The following is a 24730-nucleotide window of genomic DNA, read 5'->3' as shown; positions in this document are numbered from 1 at the left end:
GCGTCGCAATGTTGCCGCCTTGAGAATCGTAAATGGGATAAGGCCGTCGCCAGCCGCGTTGGCGAAGCTTTACTAACGCTTCACCACCAGCAAGTGGAATCAAGGTATTATGAATACATTTGACGATATTAACGACCAGACGTTCCAATCGCTTATCGGCCGAAAGGTTGTCGATAACCGAGGCGATACCATTGGCACCCTGGACGCCCTTTGGACCGACGAGGCAAGCGGCAAGGTTGAATTCCTCGGAATCAAGACCGGCTGGCTGCTGGGCAAGATACACGTGGTGCCCGCTCGCAGCGTGGAAATCCACGACGATCAAGTCCGGGTTCCCTATGATGCTGAGCTTGTGAAAAATGCGCCCAGCCATCCTGCCGAAGAGGTGCTGTCGGACGCGCGGGAGCAGGAAGTTATCCAGTATTACCAGGGCAGAACGGCCGGTGCGACCGTTACCGGGGCGGAGACGGCCGGTGCAGCCGGTGCGGCGGCAATCGGTGCCGAGAGGACAAGCGCGACGGCTATCGGGACCGAGGCGGCTGACACGCGCGCTGGTGCCGTCACGGGCGAGCGGGACATTACCGAGCAACGCCGCGACCAAATCGGGGTTACCGGGACGCCTCGTGAAAGCGCGACCGGAGAAGTGGAAATCCCGACTGAAGAGGAGCGCGTACGGGTAGGCAAGCGCGAGGTTGAGGCGGGCCGGGTCCGGCTGCGTAAGCTGGTGCGGACCGAGCAGGTCAACGTGCCGGTCGAGTTGCGCCGTGAAGACGTGGTGATCGAGCGGGTGCCTGCCGATCAGGTGCGCGCGGGCCAGACGGGCGAGCTTACGGAGCAGGAAGTCGAGGTGCCGATCCGGCGCGAGGAAGCAGTGGTCGACAAGGAACGGGTGGTCACCGGGGCCGTGCGTGCCCGCAAGACCGAAGATGTCGAGCAGCAGACCGTCTCGGATTCGGTCCGAAAGACGGACGTGGAAGTCGATCGCTCGGGGTTGGGTGAAACGGCGCGTACCGGTGAGACCACCACTACAACCGGCGTGACGGGCACGGAAGCCGAGCGGGAAGCCGAAAGGGAACGGCGACGCGAGGAACGCAATCTTTAATCAATAAATAACAGCGCTCCGTCCGCTGCAGCGGTTCAGAAAAACGCCCGGTCGCAAGACCGGGCGTTCTCTATTTAAATGCCACAAATGGAAGAGAGTGGCGGGTAACGGGTAACGGGTAACGAATAGCGGGTGTCGGTCGGAGTTCGGAGCGGCAGCATGGGTGCCGGCTGCCGCTGTCAGGTCCAGCGTTTGGGATTCTTTTTCTGCGTTCTCTGCGTGTTCTGCGAATGATTCTGTCTTTCCGCCGTGTTCGCCGTGTGAACTCTTACGTTGTGCCCGCCGTGTGTCAGAAGGCAAACGAATTCACGTTTTCCGGCGTCACGATTACGGCGGGGCCTAGAAGGATCTCGCCGTCATCTCCGATGGTGCGTTCCCCAAGGCGTCCCGCGGTGAACGTTTCACCTTTTTTTCCGGTGATTTTGCCCGTCGCGAGCGCCGCCGCGGCATAATAGCTCAGGTAGCCGAGATCTTTGACGTTCCACCAGATATCCTGGGCTTGACCGGCGAGGATGTATTTCTTCATGAGCGTGGCCGGTGCCAGACCGGTCAGTTTGATCTTGCCGAGCAACCCCGCCTGTTCCAGGGCCCGGGCCGCCGCCGGCAAGCCGATGCCGGCTGGAATGATGATGCCCTTCAGATTCGGGAAGGCTTCAGCCAGGGCCAACGCCTGCTGCTGGTTGACCTGCGCGGATTCCTGCCCATAGGCCACCTGATCGAGCTTCAGTTTGGCAAATTTCGGGTCATTCGCCATTCTCTTCTTCATCGCATCGATCCATTGGTTCTGGTTCGTCGCGGTCGGCGTGCTCGAGAGGATCGCAAATTCGCCTTCGTAACCGATCATCCCGCCTAAACTATCCAGCATCATCTCGGCCAGGCTGCTTTGCGTCGCCTGGTTTACAAACAGCTCCCGGCCATTCTTCGCGCAGTCCGAATCAAACGTCATCACACGGATTTTCTGCGCCAGCGCCCGTCGCAATGCCGGCACCACCGAATTCGTGTCCGAGGCGGCAATGGCGATGACGTTCACCCTTTGCGAAACCAGGTTATTGATGAACGGGATCTGCGCCTCCCCGGTTGCGGTTGAAGGCGCGACGAAAAGCGACTTCCCGCCGATTTCCTTCTGCGCCTCGGCTGCGCCCTCGCCGGCGACTTTGAAATAGGGATCGGTGTCCAGCTTCGGGATGAAGCCGACCGTAATATCGGCGTCGGCAGCGGACCCGGCTGTGCCGGCCATGCAAGCAGCGGCGGCAATGATGATTATGTTAAATATGCAGGAATGGATTCTCATGGTCCTCGTCATTTGTTAGTTTTTTTCGTACAAGTACACCTATCCTCTGTCGGGCCGATCATGTTCAAACCGAAGTTAGTCAGGGAATCCGGCAAAGCGTAGGCGAACGCGCGGAAAAACAGGACGGCCGGAAAGAAGTCCCGGCTGCCTGACAGGTTCGCAATCTTTCTATTCATTTCCTGACCCGGGTTGAACGCGGCTGATGCGCTTTTCGGGTAACGTACGCGTCGGCTGAGATCGCCCCGAGAATAACCAGCCCATACACGGATTGAATTTGCAGCGGATCGATGTGCACGAGAATCAGGGCGTTATTGATTACCAGCAGCGTGATCGTGCCCAGCAGGACGCCGAGGACCGTTCCCGAGCCGCCGCGAATCGCCACCCCGCCGACGACCACCGAAGCGATCACGGTGAGTTCGACGCCGAATGCCACCTGGGAATCGACGGTTCCCAGCCGGGAAGCCCAAAGCGCCCCGTCGAACCCGGTCAGAAGTCCGGCCAGACCGAAAGCCGCCAGGATTCGCCTGGTGACCGGGACGCCGATCAGGCGGGAGCCGTCCGGGTTCGAGCCGATCGCAAACCATTGGCGGCCGGCCTCCAGGTGGCGGAGACCCAGCGCGATCGCCGTCACGATGGCTGCGGCCACGAAGACCACGCCGGGAACCCCGAAGAGGGAGGCCGTGGTAAGGTCGAGCCAACCCTGGGGCACCTGGTCGGCGCTAATCTGTACCCCGTTGGCCAGAAGGCTGTTGAAGCCGCGGAACAAGGTAAGCGTTCCCAGGGTGGCCACGATCGCCGGAATCCGCCCGTAAGCGATGATCGCTCCATTGATCAGCCCGCACAGCAACCCGACGGCGCACGCGATCAGGATCGCGATCGGGATCGGCGTGTGGGGCGACGCCTTCAACACCATGGCGGAAACGTAGGCCGAAAGGCTGATCACGGAGGCAACCGAGAGATCGATGTTTCTCGTGATCAGAACGAGCATCTGCGCGACCGTCACGATGCTGAGCAGGGCGGCATCCATCGACAGCGCCTTGAGGTTGGACGCGCCCAGCATCCTCGGATTCAAAATGGTGGCCGGGATGATGATCATCAGGATGGCGGCTACCAGCCCCAGTTCCCGCCGGACCAGCAGAAGGTCCGGCAGACGTCGCGGGTTCAACCCGTCGGCGGCCGGCTTTGGCAGTAAAGGCCCGGCTGCCCCGGGCGGCGCCGCCGCCTCACCCGGTGGCGGATTGATCACGGCCGTTTCCGCCGTTGCGACCCGCATGATTCCTTCCTGGGTTGCGTCCTTGGCCGAAAATTCGCCCGTGACGACCCCCTCCCGCAGGACCATGATGCGATCGGAGCCGCCGATGAGCTCCGGCAATTCGGACGAGATCACGATGATGGCCGCCCCGTCCTTCGCCAGGCTTGCGATCACGGCGTGAACCTCGGCTTTGGTCTGCACGTCCACCCCTTGCGTCGGCTCATCAAAAATGAAGATCCGCGGTTTCGTTGCGAGCCACTTTGAGAGCACGACCTTTTGCTGGTTCCCGCCCGAAAGCTGCTGCACGGGCTGGTCGTAGCCGCGGCAGCGCACCCGCAGGCGATCCAGGTGCGGCCCGGCGAGGGCAAGTTCGCGTGCGCGTTCCACGAAACCGAACGGGGCCGCGCGGTCTACCACGGGCAGAACCGCGTTCGCCAGGATGGAAAAGTCCATCACGAGGCTCTGGCCCATCCGGTCTTCCGAGACGTACGCAATCCCCGCTTTCAGCGCGTCCTTGGGCGTCGCGAATGAAACCGGTTTCCCGTCGAGCAGAATCCTTCCGGCCGTCGGTTGATCGATTCCGAATAAAACGCGCGCGATCTCCGTTCGGCCGCTTCCGACCAGGCCGCCGAACCCCAGGATTTCACCTGACCTGACGGTGAACGAGACGTTCTCAAACATGGTCCCCCGGGAAAGCCCCTCGACTGCCAGAATGACTTCTCCCAAAGAATTGGACCGCTTCGGGTAAAGGTCAGCCAACGGCCGGCCCACCATCAGTTGAATCGCCCGATCCCGGGGCATTTCGCCGACCGGCGCCTCGCCGATCACCTTTCCATCGCGCAAAACCACGACGCGATCGGCGACCTCATAAACTTCTTCCATCCGGTGGCCCACGAACATCATTGCCACACCGCGCTTCCGCAGGCCGTCCACGACGAGAAAAAGCTGATCGACCTCGCGACGCGACAAGGCCGCGGTCGGTTCGTCCATGATCATGATGCGAGCCTTTACGGCCAGCGCCTTGGCGATTTCGACCAATTGCTGCTCCGACGTCCGCAGGCTGTAAAGCGGCGCCCGGGGGTCCGCCTGCAGCCCCACGATTTTCAGCAACCGATGCGTTTCCGCGAGCATCGCGTCGTGATCCAGGAGACCCAGGAATCCCTTTCTCGGGTGCCCCATAAAAACGTTCTCCGCGATCGACAGGTCTCCAAAGAGCCCCGGGTGCTGGTGCATGACGGCGATGCCGCGGTGCTGCGCGTCCGACGGTGAATGCAGTTGAACCGGTTGCCCTTCGAGGTAAACGTGCCCCGCGGTCGGGGCATGGACGCCGGCCAGGACCTTCACGCACGTGCTCTTGCCGGCGCCATTTTCCCCCAGAAGGGCGAGCACTTCGCCCGAACGCAGGTCGAAAGAAACTCCCTGGATGGCCACAATCGCGCCGAACGACTTGGTCACCTCATGAAGGCCCCCAAGCACGAGGCCGCGCCCCATGATCCCCGCAGGGTTCGGCTGCCCCGAAAATTCCGGTGCAGTGGCGCCGTCAGCAGACCGCGAGTCACGGGAAACGGCCGATGGGTTTTTTCCGCTTTTCACTTAAGGGGGAATGGAGGGTGCGCAGGGGGGAATGCGTTTTGACTTCGTGCAATGATCCTGCCTTCCGCAGCGCAAGGCAAGGGGGGACCAAAAAACTCGCAGACAACGCAGAAAAGAGATCATCCACAGATTGACACAGATTACGGTCATGTAGCGTCGCACGCATCCACCGGCACGCGCCGCGACCCGTCTGCGTGTTCTGCGGATTCGCTCACGCCGCTTTTAAGCCCACGTCCATGGATTGAGGGTGGCAACCCCGGTCCCGGCGACGTGCTCAACATTCCGCGTGACGAGGGTCATCCCGTGTCTTAAAGCGGTGGCGGCGACCAAACCATCCGGTTCCGGCGGCAGTTGGCGACGGTCGAATGTGCCCCAGACATCCGCCACCGCGCGGTCTATCGGCAAGGCACGGTCTGCGTAGTCGGCTTTGAGGACGGTGAGCCAAGCCTCGAGCCGAGCTGCAAACGCCGCGTCATACGCGCGGACCCTTTCAATCCCGCGGCGAATTTCCCCTAACACCAGCACGCTGGTGAAAAGGTCCTCTTCGTTAACCGCCATAAACCATGCCAGTACTCCCGGGTGACGATTTGCCCTGGGCCGCAGTTCCGAGAGCACATTGGTGTCGAGCAAGTACGTCACGCCAGGTCTACTTGCCGTGGAACGTTGCGTTGTCGCTCAAAGACCTCATCGAGATCACCTTCTGGAAAGCTCAACAGAAAGGTTTTGAAGTCGTTCCGTTGGCGCCCGCGCCGGCCGGCAAAATCACGCAGCACACGACGATGGGCCTCTTCGACCGAGGTACCCTCTTCAGCCGCCTTTGAACGCAGGGCAACGACCACTTCGTCTTCCAAATCCCGCACCAGCAGCTGGGCCATTGACCAATGATAGCATTGATATCATCCGGTGCAAGTCGCGCGATACCGGATTTCAAGGCGGCTGAGCCGGTCTTTGCCCCGGAGCGGCGGTTGAGGTCAGCCGGCGACTAAATCGCTCGGTGGGAATGATCGGGAGGTGTCGGGCACACCACGGGCACGGCGGGTGTGGCGGGCACAGCGTAAGAGTTCACACGGTCACACGGTGGGCACAGCGAAAAGGCGGGCACAACGTAAGAGTTCACACGGCGACCACGGCGAACACGGCGGAACGACTAAATCATCCGCAGAACACGCAGAAAAGAGGAAAGCATCCACAGATTACACAGATTGACACAGATTAAGAGGACCTGGCGGTAACTCTAAGGCCGACACTCGCACCCACCCCCCACGATGCCACTCCGAACCCCGAACTCTTTCTTCTTTCCGCCGTGGTCGCCGTGGCTCGCCGTGTTCGCCGTGTGAACTCAGTCGTTGTGCCCGCCAAATCGCCGTGCCCGTGGTGTGACGCAGACCTGCAGCATGCCGCCCGCGAAAACCAGCCCGGGCAGGGGTTGTTGCGGCACGCGCGCCGAGTCAAACGGCCGCCGGTCCAGCCAGAACAGCCAGGCCGCCCGCCGGGCTCGGACTTGGCGGCGCCGACAGCGTTCCTGACGGCGCTGGCGGGCCAGTTCGGCCAGGATGATCGAGGTCCGGGGCGACCGACGGGGCAGGTCGGGAAGAGCGAAGGCGGCCAGCGGGTTGGAAGCGGAAAGGGCGGCGCTCATAACGATTGAGAGTGACTGCTTAAGCCGTGCCAAGCCCCTCCGCGCAGCCCGGGAGAACGTAACCGGATAATCATCCTGAACGTAACCGGCTGACATCAAGGAATTTAGGGATTAGCGAGCTCAGCCGAGCCGGGCGGAGTCCCTTGAGCGCTACGAAGCGGACCTGACCGGCGTCCCGAAAGTGGGATCCGTGCCGTCCCGGTTAGTGGATCCACAGATTACGCAGAACAGAGATCCATCCACAGATTACACAGATTAACACAGATTCAGCGGCTGCGGCGGAGCCACCCATCACCCGTTCCGACCGGTTTACCCGTGGAACCGCCGCCGGGAACTGCGGGCACAAAGTCGAGGAGGCGCAGCGATTCCCAGCTGAGCCGAGGTGAAAGCTGAGCGTCCCATCCAGCGCGCATAGCCAGACCTCGCGGGCACCGGCCGAGGACTCCACCTCGGCCTCACGGCCCGGTGCGAGCCGGGCCACAGGCCGGTCACGGCAGCGAATACAGACCGACGCCAACGGCAGTCGCCGCGGCTTTAAGCTTCTCATCAAGTGAGGCCAGCGGCAGTCCTCGCCGCATCGCGAGTTCGAGATAAGCCGCGTCGTAAGTCGAGAGGTTATGAGCCCGAGCGAGGCTAATGGTATCGCTCCACGCCCGAGCGTCTGTCTCATGATCGATGACGATGGGAAGCGTGCCCAAGCGAGCCAAAAAGGTTGACGCTTGGGCTGCGGTGCTCCGCTTTCGCCGCTCGCCCATCAGCAGGGCGTTAGCGACTTCGAGCGGCCAAAGTGAGGGGACGATGGCTTCAGCCGAGGCAAACTTCTGAGCGACAGCATCCGCGTAGGGGTTGGCCTCATCGGCGAAGTACCACGCCAGGGTTAGCGACGTATCCAGGATGAATCGGCCCCTGACCTCTTGGGACATGGGAACCCCTTCAGCTAGTAACGCCGTCCCTCTTCGATCAGCTCCCGAAGGCTTAGGCCTTGGAGGCGCGGGCCGTGCTTGTCCCGAAATTCGAGCATCTCTTTGATGGCTTGCTGTACGTCGGGTCGAACCTTCTCGGCCGAGGCCGGTATGAGCTTGGCCACCGGCCTGCCATGCCTGGTGATTACGATAATCTCACCGTCCTCGACTCGGTCAAGGAGTTGAGGGAGTCGGGTCTTCGCTTCGTAGGCTCCCACCAAAGTCTCTTGGGCCATAGCACTCCATGTAATCGACCCGTCCAGACTAGTCTACTGCGATTGTTGGCAAGAGGCCCGGCATCCGGGCGACCGGGTGGGGTCGGCACGTGGAACCGCCGTCGGGAACTGCGGGCACAAAGTCCAGGAGGCACGGCAGTTTCCGGCCGAGCCGATGTGAAAGGTGAGCTTCCCATCCAGCCCGCATAGCCAGACCTCGCGGGCACCGGCCTCAAAATACAAGGCGACCTTTTCATCAATCTCTGCGCCGGTATTAGAGGGCGAGATGATCTCGACGCAGACCTCCGGGGCGCGCATCAAGCAGATGGAGGACTCCACCTCGGCCTCACGGCCTGGTGCCAGCCAGGCCACATCGATCGCTTTAACGCCGTCGGAGGTCGACAGCGGGCATTCGGTTACAACCTGGCCCTCGGCAAGTAGATCGATCAGGAGGGCGGCGGTACGGCTCTGGCGGTTGCCGTGCGCGGGGGCAGGGGGTGGGCTCATCAGGATGCGACCGTGCCGGTCCGTTTCAATTCGGTGGGGCAGACGCCGGAGTTCCGGGTCGGCCTGGATTTCGGCCCAACGATGCAAATTGAAGGCCGTTTGCTCCTCTGAGGCGCAGAGCTCGATGGTAAGCGGCATCACAGTGAGTTTATGGTTCCGAAACGCCGGGTGCAAGCGGTGGCGACGCCGGGCGCATAACGCTGACTGATGCTTCGGGAATTGCGTCATAGTGGGCCGTTGGCGCCGGCCGATCTGTCCATACGTCATTAACACCTTGAGCGCCGCCCAGGCGCAAGGCACGCTCAAACCCCAGCTCAGACGTTACCTGTCGCCCGCCTTACTGGTGCTGGATGAGGTTGGCTATCTCCCCACCGATCAACGCGGCGCCGACCTGCTCTTCCAAGTCATCAGCCAACGCTACGAACGCGGGTCGATCGTCCTCACTTCCAACAAGGCCTTCAAACAATGGCCGGCGACTTTTAACGGCGAAGCGCACCATCACCGCGGCCGTCCTTGACCGGCTGCTCCATCATGCCGAAACAGTCGTCATTGAAGGCTCCAGCTACCGGATTTTCACACCGGCGTGCGCACGGCCGTCCTGGTCGTAAAGCTGCATGCCGGCCGGCGACGGCCCGGAAGCCTGTTTGATACGCTTCATATACATAGTGTATCAGCAGGCAGCGGGATGCCGAGGGTTCGCGCTTGTTGACCCCAACGGCCAAAGATGTTATGATAAATTCGTAATTTGAAAGGTAGCTCCCTATGTCAGACCATCTGCACCCGGAAGGCTCGCCTTTGGCGCTCGTGAAGGTCCGGCGGGCAGCGCAAATTACCCTCCCCCGCGATATCCGAGAAGCGGCCCGGCTGGAAGAAGGCGATTATCTGGAGGCCGAAGTCACCGAAAGCGGCGCGATCCTGCTGCGTCCGGTGAGCATTTCCGGGCGCGAACCCACCCCTGAACAGGAAGCCGAGATTCTGGCTGCCGTTGACGAAGCCAGAGCTTCCCATGCCCGCAAGCGCCGTCGTTGACGCCTCGGTGCTGGTGAGCGCCTTCCTGTTTCCCCGAAGCGTTCCGGGGTGGATATTGAAGCTGGCGGGCCAAGGCGCATTCGTCATGCACCTGTCACCGCTCCTACTCGAAGAAACCAAAACCGCGCTGCTCTCGCCCCGGCTGCGGAAGGCCTACGGCCATGATGAGACGGCGGTCGTGGCGTGGTGCGCCGATCTGGAAGCAGCCGGGAATGTGTTCCCTGGTCCGCTTGCCTGAAATCGGGCCGGCCTGCCGGGACCCGAATGACGATCACGTCATTGCAACGGCTCTCGCCGTCAACGCCAGCCGTGGCTTCAGGGGCCATGTACGGCAGACTTTGAGCTTCCACCTGCGTTCCAAGCCACTGACGAATATGGTCCCACAACAATCGATTGCCGGTCCGGCCGCTCCCCGCTTGGCACAGGCGCCACTTCGCCGGCGTCTGCGCATTAGCCGCCTTATCGCTACTCTATTCTCCGCAACGGCGTGCCCGATGCATTCCGGTACGTTGGCCTCAGCCTACACCGACCCCAATTATCAGCTCGACATTCCGTTTGGCGCCCGCTCCCACTGGATTCAACCCTGGCGCGCCTACCTCGAAACCGTCCCGGCCAACCGTTTCCTCAACGGGCTCGGCGTGGTCCTAAGCAGCCCCGATAACGCGGACCTTGTCCTTGAGCATCTGGCCAGGCACGGCATCAAGCTCACCCGGATTGAGGTTGGTTGGGGTAACCTCAACTATGAGGACGAGTCTCTAACCTCTCCTTCGCTGCGCGCAGCCCTGCAGGCATGCAAAAAATGGGGTATCCGCCCGATCATCCTGTTGAACGCCAATCAGGGCGCCCCTTGCCCCGCACGCTATTTCTATCGTACCGTCACAGCCGAGGCGGCCGCAGGGGCCACGAGCGTACAACTCGACGGCACCACGGGCCTGGTCCTCGGGCGAAGCGGCTTAAGCAATCTAACCGGCTACTGGGCGGCCGAGGCCCTCATCACGGCAATTGACGGCCACACGGTGACCCTATCCAAGCCGCTGCCGAAAGCGATTCCCGCCAATACCCGTGTGAGCATGGCTACCCTGAAGTATCGCCCGTTCTCGCCGCCCGGCACCCCCGAAGGCGAAGAGACCCTTAACGGGTGGAGGCGCTACGTCGAGACGGTCGCCCGCTATGCCGGTGAGGCGCTTGGCACGGCTGATAACCGCGGCGACAAAGGCTTCGACCTGGAGATCTGGAACGAGCTGACGTTCGGCTCGAACTTCCTGTACATCAATGCGTACTACCGGCCGGCACCTTACCAGTACAACCAGGACGTGGTCTGGGGTAACCTTCTGCAGGCGACCGTCGATTGCGCCCGGCAAGCACCGGGCGCTTTTTCCGGCGTGCAGGTCGCCGATGGCTTTGCGAGCACGATCCCGTGGCCGAGCGCATCCAATCAACCGGTCGGGATCGGCGCGATCTGCAAGCATCCGTACCCGCGCGACCGGAGCTTTCCGGTGGACGACGACGGCAGGAGCAGCGTGAACGCGCAATTGCAACTTGAAAACCGGGGTTGGGTGCCCGGTTACCGCTGCCGTTTTCCCGAATACGGCGGGACGGCGATCCAGACCGAGCACCTCATCCGGGACATGTCGCCGCTCACCACCCGCATTGCGACCGACGCCCATGGCCGTCAGGCCCGGGTCGCAGATGGACGCGTGGTCGAATGCGATACGTGGATCACTGAGACGGGGTATGATCCGCATGGGTACGGCGTTGTTGACGCCCCCACAGCGCTGACCCTCAAAGCCAAGGCAACGGCGCGTACGCTCTGCTTTTACCTGCAGAAAGGGGTTAAAAACCTGACGCTTTTCAGTTCGGGGGCCGGCGACCTTGAGTACGGGATCGTGCAGGATAACTTCATCGATTACGCAAAAAGCCACAAAGCCTATCCTGACGACGACTCTTCCTACACGTCACCGGCTTTGATGGTAACCAAGCGGATCGTCGACCTCATGAGCCAAGGGTTGGATTCCGCCCTGATGGCCACCCGGCCCCTGCAGGTGACCTCGATCAGCGACGCGCATGACCATCGCCAGTTCGACGGGGACGGCACCGCCGCGCACCCTCCGCTCTATGACCGTGACGTGCTTGCGATCCTGCCTTTCGAGGTCAATGCCGGTCGTTTCGTCATCCCTTACTACGTGATGACGCGCGATCTGACGCAAGCCCTTGCCCCGGAGGTGTTCACCATCAGTTTAAAGGGGGTGAACGCTGCTAGTATCCGTGCCCGGGCCTATGACCCGCTTAACGATCGTGACGTGCCGGTGACCGTGGATTCCGCCTCCGGAAATGCCATTACCCTGACGGCCGTCGCCGCCGATTATCCATACCTATTGATCATCGACGACGATGGTGGGACCTGATCCTCGTGAATTTCTCTGGTGGCTGACCATGAGAGGACGATTTCCTTAAGCCAGATGTAATACGGTTGAGGAACGATCGGAATCAAAAGAATGCCGGTATGGGGTCACTCAAACGTCAAGAACGGTTTTTGTCGCATCGACGCCGCAGCCCGTATCTTCGCTATGAAACCTCTCGAATCTGATCTTTTCACCGTCTCTCGTGACCACCAGGATGCAGATCAAAGTGCTTATATTCATCCCTACGAGCACCAGCGTCGTTACCGCCGAGAGAACCTTCATGCCTATCGATTGCTCCGCCAGACGTGCGAGCCAGAGATCAGGGAAACGAGTTACACTCGAATATACCGGATCCTCGGTGACTGCTTTCGACAAACCTGACGTCGGCAAGGGTTTTCCGTGAAGACCAAGCCAGAGTCCTCTCAACATGGCCATTTGCTGGATTGGATATCGAGCATCCTGAGACATAGCATTCGGAGACTCGGCAACCGCAACCTGCCAGTTTACGAGGACCGGTGCAACGGCGAGAATCGCCGATGTGGTCACCAAGGCGATCAGTAGGAACCGCCACTTTGATCGCCAGAGAGTCAGCGCGATGGGCGCGATCGCAACAGCCATAATCGGTAGGATCGGAAGCAAATAGCGGGGCCCCACGCCCATCAGCCCCGACCAATGCTTCATCTTAGCGATCACGAATACATAGCCAATGGCCGCCGGGAGGAAACACATCGTCAGTTGTCGAATCTGCAACGGAAACGATTTCCAAAACAGAGGCACGAGAAAGATCAACAGCAAAACTGGCGAGTGGAACATGAGCCCGAGATTTGGCGAAAAGAGCAGTCCAAGCGTCCCTCCTAGAATGTTCCCGGTCATCGCATTAAATTCGGCTAGATAATAGGGTGCGGTTGTACCTGGACGTAAGGGGTTACCCATTCTCAACCAATTATAAGCGAAAGTTGGCAGTAAAATAACGAATCCCGTCAATGCACATAAAGTATAATCTATCAAACGAAGCCTGCGCCGATGCAGGATCAAATAGGTGACAAAAGCAAGGCCAAGGAATGGAGCTAGTGCATACCGAAACAGGCAGGTCAGCCCGAAGAATACGGAAGCGCAGATTGCGTTCAATCGAGGACGCGATGACACCGGAATCATAGTGCAGAAATAGAGCAGACCGCACACGCAGATGCTCCCACCCATGACATCTAAAGCGGTCTTGCTGTAGGTCCAGTAAAGCGTCGTGGTCACAAAGCCGACGGTTAGGAAAAACGCTGCACGTTTCGAAAAGAACCGGCCGAAGAGGAAAAATATAAAGCTTGCGCCTACCGCGCTGAAGACGGCGTAGGATAACGCCGCAGCTATCTTCGCAGCGACGGGCGGATTGATGATCACGTCCTGCGTCGAGCCGGTCGAGTAATGCGGGGCAGGCGCAGACAGCCCCAGGAGAGCGGCGGGCAACATGACAACGGTGTTTCCAAGTTCATGAGGCTCATAGAAGTGACCGTTTTGGCCTTGAAACCATTCCCCCTTTTCTCGAATCCAGGCCTCGTGTTCACCCGTTGGGCTCACAGCGCGCTCGGTCAGCATCAAGAGCGCCACCCGTAACTGATTTAGGGCATCACCGCTGGACATCCGACCGGATGCGGAGAGAAGAAAGAAACTAATGAAGAACACGGGGATAACCAGTCGCGACCGAGCCATCCGACTTGTTTGATTAGTAAGGTAAGACATAGAGTTCAATTAAGTTTGTGATAAGCGGGAGATCCGTGTCTAGCCGAGCGTATCCCGCCTCGTGTCATGTGCCAGACATCGTATTTCGTCGTCAGCCGGGTCACCAGCGTCGAGCCGATCCCTGGTCGGCAACTCCTCAGGCGAGGCGTCGCAGGAACCGAATACCACGGATTGCGAAGCCGACGAGGTAGCCGCGTTCACCGGGCGCTGCTTACTCCTCGCATCAGAGCGCGCGTGCACTTCGCGAACGATGGGTACTATTACCTCCACCGGATCCGCGGCTTCGGCTTGCATCAGCGTCGCCGTCTGATCGGTAGGCAGCCGGGGCAAACGTTTGATCGTGATGTGGATCCGAGTTTCGTAGGCCATCATGTCGGTGCACAAGATCTCACCGGCAGCCTTGACCATGGCGTACTCGGTCATCCCTGCGGGCCGCGTTTCGACCGCCGTTGAGGAGGGATAAAACGCTGAGATCCCTTGGGACCGTCGTCGACAAAGCATCTGGCAAAGGTCATAAAACCCGGTGACGTAAAACAAAAAGAAGTCGTTGAATTTATCCTGCGCGAAAACGCCGGTTTTGCGCCTGAAGATCGCTGGAGTCGCAAAATAGTAAAGTTCGGCCGGCTCCTTGGCGAGGTTCACCAACTGCGCCCCGGCCGGGGCTCGGACGTCGTAGTGCAGCATCTCGCAGTTTCCTCCCTGCGTGGTCATTCCATCCCGCACCCGTTCGGTGTCCGCCTGACCGGCCGCGTAGGTTATGAGGACCTGTGCGCCGCCTGCGGCCAGGATTTTGGCTGTTAATTCACCGAGACCTCGGGAGCCGCCGACGATGAGCGCCGTCGTGCCGGCAAACTCGCCGGGAGTGATGCGTCCGGCGAGTTCGGCCATGCCGGCTTGTGCGACAGGCGGTTGGCGCACAAAAGTTTCTAAATTGCCGGCGAGCCCGCCGCCCGAGATCTCCATCCGGACCAGCCGAAACCGCGGATCGCTGAGCGTAACGCGGAAGCTGATCGCATCCCGTTCATCCGCCTCTTCGCACCTGGTCAGCACGAGCCCGCCAAAGATGGAATGTAATCCGGGGCAAACCATCCCAACCAGGTAAGTGCAGCAGGCGAATGCGGCGACACGCCGCTCGCCCCAGGCACGGGCCGCGTCGGGAAACGCGCGCGCAATCTCCCCTGGCGATCCGGCAAAGCCGACCCGGCCGGTTCTGCCGGCTATTTCCTTCAGAGAAAGCTCGGCCGGAAGCAGGGGACGTTGAACCGGCATTTCCGTATCCGCCACCGTCGGGTTCGGCGGTTTGGGTTTTCCGAAAGTTCCGGTCACGCGTACGACGAGCGTGCCCGCCGCCGTTACCTCCGCCCGCACACCCGATGCATCACAATGCGTCACGATCGCCTCAGCGGTCTCGCCGACGTAAAGAAGCTTCTCGAAACGGACGTTCACCGTTCCGAACGGGGGTAGATCAGGATGCTTCCGGCTCAGCACGTCCAGGAACCACAGCAGCGTGTGGATCCCATGCACGACCGGCGCACCCGCCTGGGTCCGCCTCGCGGCAACGGGGTCCATATGCAGCGGGTTTCTATCTCCGGACAACCGCGCAAAACGCTCCTGGTCCTCAATGGTGAAGCGCTTGCGCTCCAGGATTTCTCGGGTCATGGCTCAGGCGCTGCAGGCCGCGGTGGGAACAGGACGCGCCGGTGTTGCGACCACCGTCTGCCCCGGCTCAACGTCCCGGACCACGACCGATCCGGGCGCAATCGTCGCGCCTTTGCCAATCCTGAGGCTGCGTAAATTGCTGCCGACGACGATTGCACCGACCCCGATCGTAACGTCATCTTCAACGATGATTCGATGGGGCGATCCGATCCACGTCTGCGCCGCCAACGCCGTTTGATGATAAAGAACCACGTTCTTGCCGATTCGGACCTGCGGATGGACGACTACCCCCAGGGCCCAATGCCGCATGTCTACTTCTCCTTCGAGCTCCGCTTCAAAGGGAAGCAAACATTTGAAGAGTATGTAATTCAGGAGCTTCAAGGCTTTGGCGACCGTAATCATCCGTTTCCGGTATGCCTTGCAACTCCAATACCAAATGCGCCCCGGTTTCAGCACCCTTCGACTCCTTTCAGGCTGCTTACGATCCTTTCTGCGCCAGCGTTTCCCGGATTGACCGGTAGCTGTTCATCCGTATCAGCTCCTGATCAGAAAACTGAACCTCGAATTCTTCCTCCAGCGCCATCGCCAGGACCATGGAATTCATCGAGTCCCATCGCTCGATGGTTTTTGGCGAGGCCTCATCGGAAACTTCCTCGGGTGACAGTTCGAAAACTTCTGAAAAAACTTTGCTGAGACGTTGATCCACACTCATCGAATTTAATCTTGTTTCTTGATACAGATCTCCCCGAACCATGGAGGAGGTGTTAACGGCGGCTCGGACAAGTTCCGAAGCCATAAACCTTGCGCATCGTCAGGTACCGATACAAAACCGTTGTTTCTGAACAGGTCCCTTACCAATCCGTTTTTTGGTGTCGGGATGTACTCGCCTTCCAGTCGGCAACACCCCCGCGCTCTTGCGGCTTTTTCGAGGTGCGCCAGGATGACCTGTTCGACGCCTCTGCCGATCACGCGGCAACTCATCAACAACGTGTCAATACGGGCGGCGTCACCCTCATAGCGAACAATCGCGGCCGCGATGACGCCGTTATCGTCGAAACGATCCTTCAAACTTGCATGAAAAAGGTCTGTCGAAGGATTTATCGCCAGCGCGCGGATATCCTCTTCCGAGTAGCGCCGGGTCGTGAGATTGAACTGGTTGGTTTTCTGGGTGAGTTGCGCAACCCGTGGAATGGTGAAAGCGTCAGCATGGCCGATGGTGATGGTCATCTCCAGCGAGCCTAGGTAATCTTCTATCGTTTTGCTCTCGGTCTGAACCTGTCTCCGGCGCTGCTCGGTCTGGTACATGCTGCTTCGCCGGCGGTCTTCCTGCGTCAGGGTGAGCGAATCGAAATAGTTCAGGCTCTGCAGCAGGCGCCGGTATCCGGTGGGGTCAGACGGAAGCTGAACGACCTCGACTTCCGGCAGGCATTCCCGGACGTAAGCGCATTCGACCGGGTTATCATCGACAAACACCAGGCTGTCTATGCCGATGTTGAGGTCCGCTGCGATCTCGCGCGGGTTTAAAGCCTTGTCCTGCCAGTTGATTCGTTTTGCCACGAAGTGTTCGGGTTTCAACAGCGAGGATGGGTGTCGTTCGAAAACCTCCAAGGCGTCCTTCTCGTTGTTTTTGCTGTTGGGCGCCAGTAACACCCCTCGATGGTACAGGTCGAGGATCGCAGCCTGAAATTCCACGTACGCTGATCCCGGATAGGTGTTGCCCAGCCGGATCCCATTGATGCCGTTCTCACCGATGACGCCGCCCCAAAGCGTGTTGTCACAATCCAGAACCAGGCATTTTCGATTCTTGCCTCTGAGGGCGACGGCAAACCGTACGTACTGATCGGCGAGCCGAATCAGAACCGGAGGCTTGTAGGGTGCCCGGCTGATGTGCCAGTACCGGTCATCCAACCCCTGTTCGTAACCGACTCGGGAAAGAATCCCATCCAGATCGACAAGGAACGCACCGCCAAGGGCCGTGACCTGTTCCCCTAGACGCGCGTTGAGGCGCAAAGTGGTGTTTTGCTGTCCATGCGCCCAATGCGGGTCAAGCACGCCATACGCCGGATAGATCGGCCGTTCAAAGGTGTGGGCGAGGATGAGCGCAGGAGACCGTTCCCGAATGGCTCGCAGGATGCCGGCAACGCGCTCGAGCGCCTCAGCTGCATGGCATTCACCCTCTTCCGGCGACAGTGCGGCATAGTTGAACACCAGGCGCGGCTGCAGGGTATGCAGGCGCATAGCCAGGATGATGACGTCCGGCCGGAACTCAAAAAGCGGACTACCCCTGTCGAAAACGTCTTGATGAACGTTGTCGTAGTTCCCGAGGTAAATCTGTGGCCTGAGCCCGGCGTCGTGGAACTGTGCCTTAATGTAAGGAACGACCGGGTCTATCGTGGCGTTCCGGAGGATGGCGACTCGAATCTCGGGTGCATCGTCATCCGCCAATGCGTCGAGGCGGCGCGCGGCCGAGACGTAGCGCGCAGGAGAGGGATCCGCCTTCAGCCAATCCAGGATTTCTCGCTTGTCCTTGCTCATCAGATCCTTCGCAGAAGATGTCTGGTTGCCCAGTACCATCGGACGAAGCGCAGGCTCCTTTAACGATCCACAATAGAATATGAACTAATCCGGGACGTATCGCCGCAAAAATGAGAATCTGCCGTAGGAGTGGAAACGGGAGAGCCTCACGGGCTACTGGTATTTTGCGGCGTCTGACGATCCTAAACCACGGTCAGGGATGAGGCACGCAGATCAACGCCGGCCACCGGTGGCAGATCCCACTTCCGCCTGCGTAAGCGTCGGGATGGCCGGCGCGTTGCTCGGTAAGCCTCGTGTGCTGACCGGGCTAATGCCGGGTTTCGAAGACCTGTGAAAACGACTCTTCAGCTTAAGGAATGGCTTCTCGATCAGATAATGTGAGGCAGCCGCCGTTCCGGCGACACATACAAAGTTTAACGGGAAGGTGTTTACCATCCAGTGCCCCTCGCCGTTTAGGAATAGATTGTTCCATACATACAGACTGTACGATAGGACACCAATGTATGCGACGGGGCGCCAGTTCAGAAACCGAAACAGAAACGTTCCCGGTTGCGAAACCGCAGCGGTAATCAGAATACCAAGGCACGATAGTTCGAGCGTTTTGCCAATGGCGAGCGAATACATTCCTTTGAACCTTGCGGTCAGAAGGGGCGACAGGAATACTAGGAACACGATCGTCGTCCCTACGATCCATGGATTGCGAGCCAGCCTTTCAAGGCATGCTTTCGGGCGAGTCCTCCTAAGCAGTTCCCCAAGCAAAACGCCCACTGCGATCGAGTCGAAGCCGGTATGGAACATCATTCCGATCTGGCCACGCAGGCCCGGCGCCAAGAAGTAAGAAATCACCCGCAGAAGCGGGGCGAGCAGTATAGCGGCCACCAACGCCGGAACCAACTTCCGCCTCACCGATAAAACCATGAGAAGCGGCCACATCAGATAAAACTGCTCCTCCAGAGCCAACGTCCAATAATGCCCGATGACCGAATAGTTCGAATCGCCAACCCAGTGATCCCACAGGCAACGGTAGTTGAGACTGAACGTGGCCGCCGATCCTATCATCGGGCCGGTAAGCGTCAGCGCTCCAAAGCTGATCAGGACTCCGATTACGGCAAGATAAAAGTAAAAGCAGGGGAATATCCTCAGAACGCGTCGGACGTAAAATTGCTTCCAATCAAACTCTCCCGTTGTTTCCCTTTCGCGAACGCTGAGCTGGAAAATCAAATATCCACTCAAGGCGAAGAAGACGTTGACACCCAGCTGGCCATTGCCGGCAAAGGCCAGTGCCGGAGACAAGAATTTAGGCAAAGAATACGAACCGTGGCCGAGGATGACCATCAGAATTGCAACGGCGCGTAAGCCGTCCAGACTGGGAATGCGGCCGGCATTATGGCTTTTCAGGGTCGCATCCAAATTATTTTTTATAGTCATTAGTCTTGCCAATCATCTTTGTATCCTGAAGACCCCGGGGTTTCCCCTTAAGCTGTCATGCCGAGATTCGGACCTTGGCTGAGGTGGTGATACGACATCCGTGTACTTGCTGCGCCGCCGTGGCCTTGCTTTCGGAGATGTGTAGCCGTGTGCTGGTCCTTGCTCATCCCGTGGGCTCCGTGGAGAGAATTCAAGTCATAACATTCGGAGTATTCTCCGCCTCCTTGAGGGTTATCTCTCTCAAATTTCAGCCGCTGCGGACGGCGCGACACCGGCGCATCCGGAGGGCATTTCCGGCGAGCCGCTCGATCCCAAGCGGTTCACTTTACACCCCCCTTCGGTCCAGTCCCAAATCAGTAAATGCCGCGGCCTTGCTAAAGTTTACATTGGGCCTGCCGTTCATCCGTTGCATGTCACGAACAAGGACGGGTTGCGGCAGGACCTTCTCGTACCCTGCCGGCACGGATCTCTCGAACCGGGGTTTTTGAATGGCTGGAACCATCTCGCAATCGTCTGCATCGGAGGAACCGGTGGATCTCACGTCCGCCCCTCTGTGCGTGGATCTGGACGGCACGCTATGCCGGACCGACACCCTCATCGAATCATGTTTGCGGTGGGTGTTGAAACGGCCGACCAACGTTTTTCTGATCCTGGCGGCGCTGGTCAAGGGACGGGCCTGCCTCAAGGAGCGCTTGGCGCAGGAGAACCTGCCGAATATCGCGCTGTTGCCCTATAACCACGCCCTCATCGACTGGCTGCGGACAGAAAAGTCGAGCGGGCGCAAGCTTGTTCTTGCCACTGCCGCGAACGCTGCCATCGCGGAAGAGGTTGCCCGCCACGTCGGCTGTTTCGACATGGTCATCGCCAGCAACGCCACCCGGAACCTCAAAGGCAGCGCCAAGGTTGACGAGTTAAACAAACGATTCTCAGCATCCGGGTTTGACTACGTTGGAGATTCTACCGCTGACATCCCCGTCTGGGCACAGGCGCGGCGCGCCTACGCGGTCAACCCGCAGAAACACGTCTTGCGGGCGGTCCCGAAGCTTGCAACGGTAAACGTCAAAAGACTTTCACTGTTTCGAAGCCTGTTGAGGGCTTGCCGGCCGCACCAATGGGCCAAAAACATCCTGCTTTTTGTCCCGTTGATCGCGGCACACCGGATATTCGATTTCCGTACAGACCTGGCCGTCGCCGTCTCATTCATCGCGTTTTGCCTGGTTGCGTCCAGTGTCTATCTCACCAACGACATCGTCGACCTTGAGAACGATCGTGCGCACCCGAAAAAGAAGCATCGTCCGATCGCCAACGGCGACCTGCCCATCGGAAAGGCGCTCGGCGCTTCCATAGCTCTCCTGGCCGGGGGGTTGGCCCTGTCTGCATCGGTCTCACCCGGCTTCTTTCTCTGCCTTTTCGCCTACTACGGCATCACGTTTGCCTATTCACATTACCTGAAACGCAAGTTGATCGTCGACGTGATCTGCCTCGCCCTGCTCTATAGTGCACGCGTGCTGGCCGGAGGAATCACCGCACACATCGTCTTGTCGCATTGGCTGCTGGCGTTCTCAATGTTCCTATTCACAAGCCTGGCCTTCGTGAAACGGTACACGGAGATCAACGCCATGGGTAAGTCCATGGCCGGAAACTCCGGGCGGGCGTATTGCCCCACTGATCTCCTGATTATTGCGATGCTGGGCGTGTCGTCAGGAATCTTGTCGACGTTGATCCTGGTCTTGTACGTCAGTTCGCCCGAGGTCCAGGCCCTGTACAGATCTCCTCAGCTCCTTCTCATCGCCTGCCCGATTCTTCTCTATTGGTTTGCGAGACTCTGGATACTGACCGGGCGCAACGACGTGCATCATGACCCGATCGTTTTCGCCCTCAGGGACGCGCGGAGCTACGTGGTTGCCTTGCTTCTCGCTGCGGTCCTGGTCTTCGCCACGGTCTTTTAACCCGGACCAAGTTCCGGAGTTCCGGGCATTTTGCCATCGTTACGAGAACGACCCAGAAATATTCGATCCAGAAATGCATCAACGCTTTTACAAACCTGCCCTCACGAGCCGTCCGGCCCTGGCAGTCACCGCTTTTGTTGTCAGCTTCTTATTGCTGTTCGCATCCGGCCGGATGTCCAGCGGCGACGCAACTGAGCAGTTGAGAGTCGCATTGTTAATCGTAAATAAGGGCACCCTGAGCTCGCCGGAAGAAATACCGGCATGGATCCAAGGCCCGGATCATCGCTATTACGAGCCCCACGACCTCGGCAATACGGTATTGATGCTGCCCGCCGCTCTTCTGGGATCCTGTCTGTCGAAGGGCACTGCGGCTGACAAGATTGCATCTCCCCCTGTGCTCACCCGGATCGGCGTCGCGTTTACCTATGCGATTTTCAGCGCCATCGGCGCGCTGCTGGTGTATCAGCTTTTCGCGCTGACGTTTTCAACGCGCACAGCCTTCCTGTTGTCCGCGGGATTTGTAATGACGACGATGTACTGGCCTTACAGCAAGACGGCGTGGGACGTTATGGGCGGGTGCGTCTGCATGTGCGCCTTGCTCTACCTTTGCGGCAAGATCCCGCTCGTGCCGCGTCCTCGGCTCTACGTGATCCTCGCCGCAGCCGCCTTCGCACTGGCCTGCACCTTCCGCTACTCACTGGGAATATTCGCCGGCCTCGCGTTTGCGGTGTACCTGTTCTTGCAGCGACGAAAGGTCCGATTTTCCGACTACCTCATGTCCGCCCTAACCGGATTCACGGTGCTCGTTCCGACCTTTGCCTACAACTGGCTGCGGATGGGCAACCCGTTGCGCCCAGGTACGACGGCACCGGTTTATCTCAACGGCAACAACGCATTAAACGGAAATGTTTTTCACGGCCTCTTTGGCCTCTTTTTCGCTCCGAACCGCGGCCTTTTCCTTTATTCACCGGTCTTGCTCCTGATCTTTCTGCTGCCGTTCTATTGGAAGCATGTTCCTAGACCGACGCGCGGTTTGGTGCTGACGTTTTTACCGGGGGCGCTTTTGTACTCGCTCCTGATCGCCAGGATGCAGAATTGGGGCGCCTTCGGCTGGGGACCCCGCTATCTGCTGCCGGTCTTGCCCATTTTCGGCGTTGCAGTCGCTCCCGTCGCCGTCGCCCTCTGGCGTTCCAGGTTTCGCCCGGCCTTTGCTGCGCTCGTCATCGCGTCTGCGGCTTTAACCGTCCCGCCGGTACTCGTGAACTGGCATCTGGCAACCGTCGAGTCGGAAACCGCATGGAACCAAGATGTAGGTTTTCCCAGCCAACAAATTGCGGTTTGGCATGGCCTTTGGCTTGGCATCCATGGTAAACCGTTGCCTGTTTCCCAGAAGTCACGTGAGGCCGCCGAGGACCCGGCTCGTTCCGGAGCCAACCGATTTCCCGATTTTTGGCTGGTGCGGCTCGGGGAACATTCGGCCGGCGGTAGAATCGTCGCTTGGGCGATCACGCTCATGCTCCTGTCGATAAATGGTGCTGCGCTTGCCGGCATTTTCAGGCGACCGGATCGATCCGGCGACGCCGTCCAAGGGACCCGGCCGCCGAAGACGGCCCAGGTGAAGACCGCGACGGTTGGTACCTGAGAAAAAGGGGGATCGCGTTCGCACAAGCCGGTTCAGCGGCGGGCAACCCTGGAGAGGTTCGTGCAAGGCACCCTGAAAGTCATCGGCACCAGCCATCGTCCAGCCATTCTATTTGGATCGACCCACGCCGTGCACTCACTATGAACCGTTCGTCATCCTCTGCGAAATCCGGAATTCACTTTCTTTTCCTTGACGATCTTCGCGGCCTCGCCGTCATCTCAGTCTTTCTCGGACACATCGTTTGGGAGTACTTTTTGCTCACCGGCCGATCCTTCAAGCATCCGTGGGTGGTGCCGGCTGAGCTATGCGTTTCCTTTCCGGTTTATCTCAAGTCCTTGCTTACCGGGCTTGTCCTATACCCATTCACCCTCGGTTGGATCGGCGTGCCGGTATTTTTTGTCATCAGTGGATTCTGCATCCACCTTAGCTTCAAGAAGACCACCGTTAACCCATTTACGAGTTTCTACATACGACGGTTCTTCCGGATCTATCCACCGTATCTGTTTGCCCTGCTCCTATTCGCTCTCGTGTTTCCTGCCACCAGGCTGGCTTTCACCAAGCTCAATCAATGGGCGCAGCTTGTCACCCACCTCTTACTCGTCCATAACTACATCTCCTGGTGTATCTGGGGAATAAACGGAAACTTTTGGAGCATCGCCGTGGAAGTGCAGCTCTACGCCATTTTTCCTGCCCTTCTGCTCGTAACGAGGCGTTGGGGGTGGAGGAAAGCCCTGCTGCTCACCGGTTTGATCGAGCTGACGTGCCAGGTGATCACGATTTTCCATCAGGCCCGCTTCGGTGCGCTTCCGATTCCCCTCTGCATGTCCCCTCTGTTCTACTGGTTCAGCTGGTCGATCGGGGCAGGGCTTGCTCAAGCTTACCTGGACGGTCGAGCTTTAACGCTGGTCCGGCGGATCCCGACTAGTCTGTGGCTGATCTTGGGTATGGCGACCGCGGACCTCCCGGCGCATGCCCTTTCATTTACCTTTTTCGCCCTTTTTGCAGCCAATCTGCTCTGGCGCATGCTCCACCCCGGGCGGATCGATCCGGAAAAAAAGAATGTTCTAAGCCGGCATATTCAAACGGCGGGTCTCTGGAGCTACAGCATCTACCTGATACATCATCCGATCCTAAAATCTGTGTTGAACGCCTACCTGGCGGCTTTTCCCCATCTTGAGAGCCGGCCCCTGCTGTACTTTGTAGCCGGGGCTACCAGTTGGATCATTATTTTCCCGGTTAGCGGTCTGATCTATCGCTTTGTCGAGACCCCGAGTATCTCGGTCGGGAAGTCTGTTTTGGCGGCATGGACGAGCCGCCAGGACCGTCTGTCGCTCGATGAGTCGTGTCCGGGAGCCACGCACGGCTCAGCGTCCCGGCCGGTGCAACCGGTTGATGTCGCCGACGCAAATTGACCGGAAGACTCTCCGGGTTGTCGGATGACCGGGAGGGGGTCATTAGGTCATGGTCCGGCGCTGACTCAGCACCGCCACCGCCATAAAGCGGGCCTAACTTAGCACCATTGAGCCAAGGCCGCTTCGCTCCGCGATCGGTACTCGCTTCACCGGTACCTTGATGGGCCTCTGCGATTTCCACCCTCACCCTGCCCGGGTCCTCACGGGATCAGCGGTTGCGTGGACACTTGCCCACGCATGGGGAGCGATCTCCCGTGTTGACGCGTGAACCCCTGATACCATTCAGACGGTTATCTCGGTAGAATGCCGGCTCAGGGGGTGTCGGCGCCGGAGGATGCTCCGTACTTGGTTGAATCGGCCTTAGGCCCAACGGGCCGGGAGAACT

General features: G+C 59.3%; 22 protein-coding genes. 8 read left to right on the top strand and 14 right to left on the bottom strand.

Translation table 11 applies throughout. From position 1 onward, the window contains the following. Nucleotides 1-109: 109 nt before the first annotated feature. Nucleotides 110-1099, top strand: a complete 990-nt coding sequence (locus JO015_06500) for a PRC and DUF2382 domain-containing protein (protein MBV9998750.1) — start codon at nucleotides 110-112, stop codon at nucleotides 1097-1099. Between the two features lie 289 nt (nucleotides 1100-1388). Here the strand turns inward: JO015_06500 and JO015_06495 are convergent, their stop codons facing one another. The 8 genes from JO015_06495 to JO015_06460 all read right to left on the bottom strand — a co-directional run bounded on the left by JO015_06495 (nucleotide 1389) and on the right by JO015_06460 (nucleotide 8696). Further along, nucleotides 1389-2390 carry a rhamnose ABC transporter substrate-binding protein gene (locus tag JO015_06495; protein ID MBV9998749.1) on the bottom strand — a complete coding sequence of 334 codons (1002 nt, stop codon included), beginning with the start codon at nucleotides 2388-2390 and terminating at the stop codon, nucleotides 1389-1391. Between the two features lie 172 nt (nucleotides 2391-2562). Then, the gene (locus JO015_06490) at nucleotides 2563-5133 is read right to left on the bottom strand and encodes an ATP-binding cassette domain-containing protein (GenBank protein ID MBV9998748.1); all 2571 of its coding nucleotides are present in this window, start codon (nucleotides 5131-5133) and stop codon (nucleotides 2563-2565) included. A 324-nt stretch (nucleotides 5134-5457) separates the two neighbouring features. Continuing rightward, nucleotides 5458-5874 carry a type II toxin-antitoxin system VapC family toxin gene (locus JO015_06485; protein MBV9998747.1) on the bottom strand — a complete coding sequence of 139 codons (417 nt, stop codon included), beginning with the start codon at nucleotides 5872-5874 and terminating at the stop codon, nucleotides 5458-5460. Beyond that, nucleotides 5871-6110 (bottom strand): plasmid stabilization protein, encoded by a 240-nt coding sequence (locus tag JO015_06480; protein ID MBV9998746.1) that lies wholly within the window; start codon nucleotides 6108-6110, stop codon nucleotides 5871-5873. The genes JO015_06485 and JO015_06480 overlap by 4 nt, the downstream gene beginning before the upstream one ends. A gap of 464 nt (nucleotides 6111-6574) precedes the next feature. After that, nucleotides 6575-6874 carry a hypothetical protein gene (locus tag JO015_06475; protein MBV9998745.1) on the bottom strand — a complete coding sequence of 100 codons (300 nt, stop codon included), beginning with the start codon at nucleotides 6872-6874 and terminating at the stop codon, nucleotides 6575-6577. A 488-nt stretch (nucleotides 6875-7362) separates the two neighbouring features. After that, nucleotides 7363-7797, bottom strand: coding sequence for a type II toxin-antitoxin system VapC family toxin (locus JO015_06470; protein MBV9998744.1), 435 nt, complete (start codon nucleotides 7795-7797; stop codon nucleotides 7363-7365). Nucleotides 7798-7811: 14 nt separating this feature from the next. Next, a complete protein-coding gene (locus JO015_06465) occupies nucleotides 7812-8072 on the bottom strand; it encodes a type II toxin-antitoxin system prevent-host-death family antitoxin (protein MBV9998743.1) in 261 nt (86 codons plus the stop codon). Nucleotides 8073-8105: 33 nt separating this feature from the next. Further along, complete coding sequence (locus JO015_06460; GenBank protein ID MBV9998742.1) at nucleotides 8106-8696, bottom strand: Uma2 family endonuclease; 591 nt, start codon at nucleotides 8694-8696, stop codon at nucleotides 8106-8108. Nucleotides 8697-8832: 136 nt separating this feature from the next. On the opposite strand from JO015_06460, the gene JO015_06455 reads away from it, so the two are divergent. From JO015_06455 to JO015_06440, 4 genes are all read left to right on the top strand, one after another. Beyond that, nucleotides 8833-9075, top strand: coding sequence for an ATP-binding protein (locus tag JO015_06455; GenBank protein ID MBV9998741.1), 243 nt, complete (start codon nucleotides 8833-8835; stop codon nucleotides 9073-9075). Between the two features lie 245 nt (nucleotides 9076-9320). After that, nucleotides 9321-9587 (top strand): AbrB/MazE/SpoVT family DNA-binding domain-containing protein, encoded by a 267-nt coding sequence (locus tag JO015_06450; protein MBV9998740.1) that lies wholly within the window; start codon nucleotides 9321-9323, stop codon nucleotides 9585-9587. Further along, nucleotides 9565-9825 carry a PIN domain-containing protein gene (locus JO015_06445; GenBank protein ID MBV9998739.1) on the top strand — a complete coding sequence of 87 codons (261 nt, stop codon included), beginning with the start codon at nucleotides 9565-9567 and terminating at the stop codon, nucleotides 9823-9825. Before JO015_06450 ends, JO015_06445 begins: the two co-directional genes overlap by 23 nt. 256 nt (nucleotides 9826-10081) lie before the next feature. Beyond that, nucleotides 10082-11992 (top strand): hypothetical protein, encoded by a 1911-nt coding sequence (locus JO015_06440; protein MBV9998738.1) that lies wholly within the window; start codon nucleotides 10082-10084, stop codon nucleotides 11990-11992. Between the two features lie 108 nt (nucleotides 11993-12100). Here JO015_06440 and JO015_06435 read toward each other — a convergent pair whose 3' ends face one another. From JO015_06435 to JO015_06410, 6 genes are all read right to left on the bottom strand, one after another. After that, entirely contained in the window at nucleotides 12101-13663 is a 1563-nt protein-coding gene (locus JO015_06435) for a hypothetical protein (GenBank protein MBV9998737.1), read from the bottom strand. Between the two features lie 96 nt (nucleotides 13664-13759). After that, complete coding sequence (locus JO015_06430) at nucleotides 13760-15379, bottom strand: SDR family NAD(P)-dependent oxidoreductase (GenBank protein ID MBV9998736.1); 1620 nt, start codon at nucleotides 15377-15379, stop codon at nucleotides 13760-13762. A gap of 3 nt (nucleotides 15380-15382) precedes the next feature. Further along, a complete protein-coding gene (locus JO015_06425; protein MBV9998735.1) occupies nucleotides 15383-15781 on the bottom strand; it encodes a serine acetyltransferase in 399 nt (132 codons plus the stop codon). Between the two features lie 76 nt (nucleotides 15782-15857). After that, the gene (locus tag JO015_06420) at nucleotides 15858-16091 is read right to left on the bottom strand and encodes an acyl carrier protein (protein MBV9998734.1); all 234 of its coding nucleotides are present in this window, start codon (nucleotides 16089-16091) and stop codon (nucleotides 15858-15860) included. Nucleotides 16092-16096: 5 nt separating this feature from the next. Further along, the gene (locus tag JO015_06415) at nucleotides 16097-17914 is read right to left on the bottom strand and encodes an HAD family hydrolase (protein ID MBV9998733.1); all 1818 of its coding nucleotides are present in this window, start codon (nucleotides 17912-17914) and stop codon (nucleotides 16097-16099) included. Nucleotides 17915-18127: 213 nt separating this feature from the next. Beyond that, entirely contained in the window at nucleotides 18128-19342 is a 1215-nt protein-coding gene (locus JO015_06410) for an acyltransferase (GenBank protein MBV9998732.1), read from the bottom strand. Nucleotides 19343-19830: 488 nt separating this feature from the next. On the opposite strand from JO015_06410, the gene JO015_06405 reads away from it, so the two are divergent. From JO015_06405 to JO015_06395, 3 genes are all read left to right on the top strand, one after another. Beyond that, a complete protein-coding gene (locus JO015_06405; GenBank protein ID MBV9998731.1) occupies nucleotides 19831-21291 on the top strand; it encodes a UbiA family prenyltransferase in 1461 nt (486 codons plus the stop codon). 73 nt (nucleotides 21292-21364) lie between these two features. Next, nucleotides 21365-22933 carry a hypothetical protein gene (locus tag JO015_06400; protein ID MBV9998730.1) on the top strand — a complete coding sequence of 523 codons (1569 nt, stop codon included), beginning with the start codon at nucleotides 21365-21367 and terminating at the stop codon, nucleotides 22931-22933. Between the two features lie 140 nt (nucleotides 22934-23073). After that, nucleotides 23074-24345 carry an acyltransferase gene (locus tag JO015_06395; protein MBV9998729.1) on the top strand — a complete coding sequence of 424 codons (1272 nt, stop codon included), beginning with the start codon at nucleotides 23074-23076 and terminating at the stop codon, nucleotides 24343-24345. Nucleotides 24346-24730 lie beyond the last annotated feature (385 nt).

The organism is Verrucomicrobiota bacterium, from assembly GCA_019247695.1.
Lineage (GTDB): Bacteria > Verrucomicrobiota > Verrucomicrobiia > Chthoniobacterales > JAFAMB01 > JAFBAP01.
Note: the sequence above shows the minus strand (reverse complement) of the source record. Positions and strands in the feature narration are given on the sequence as shown.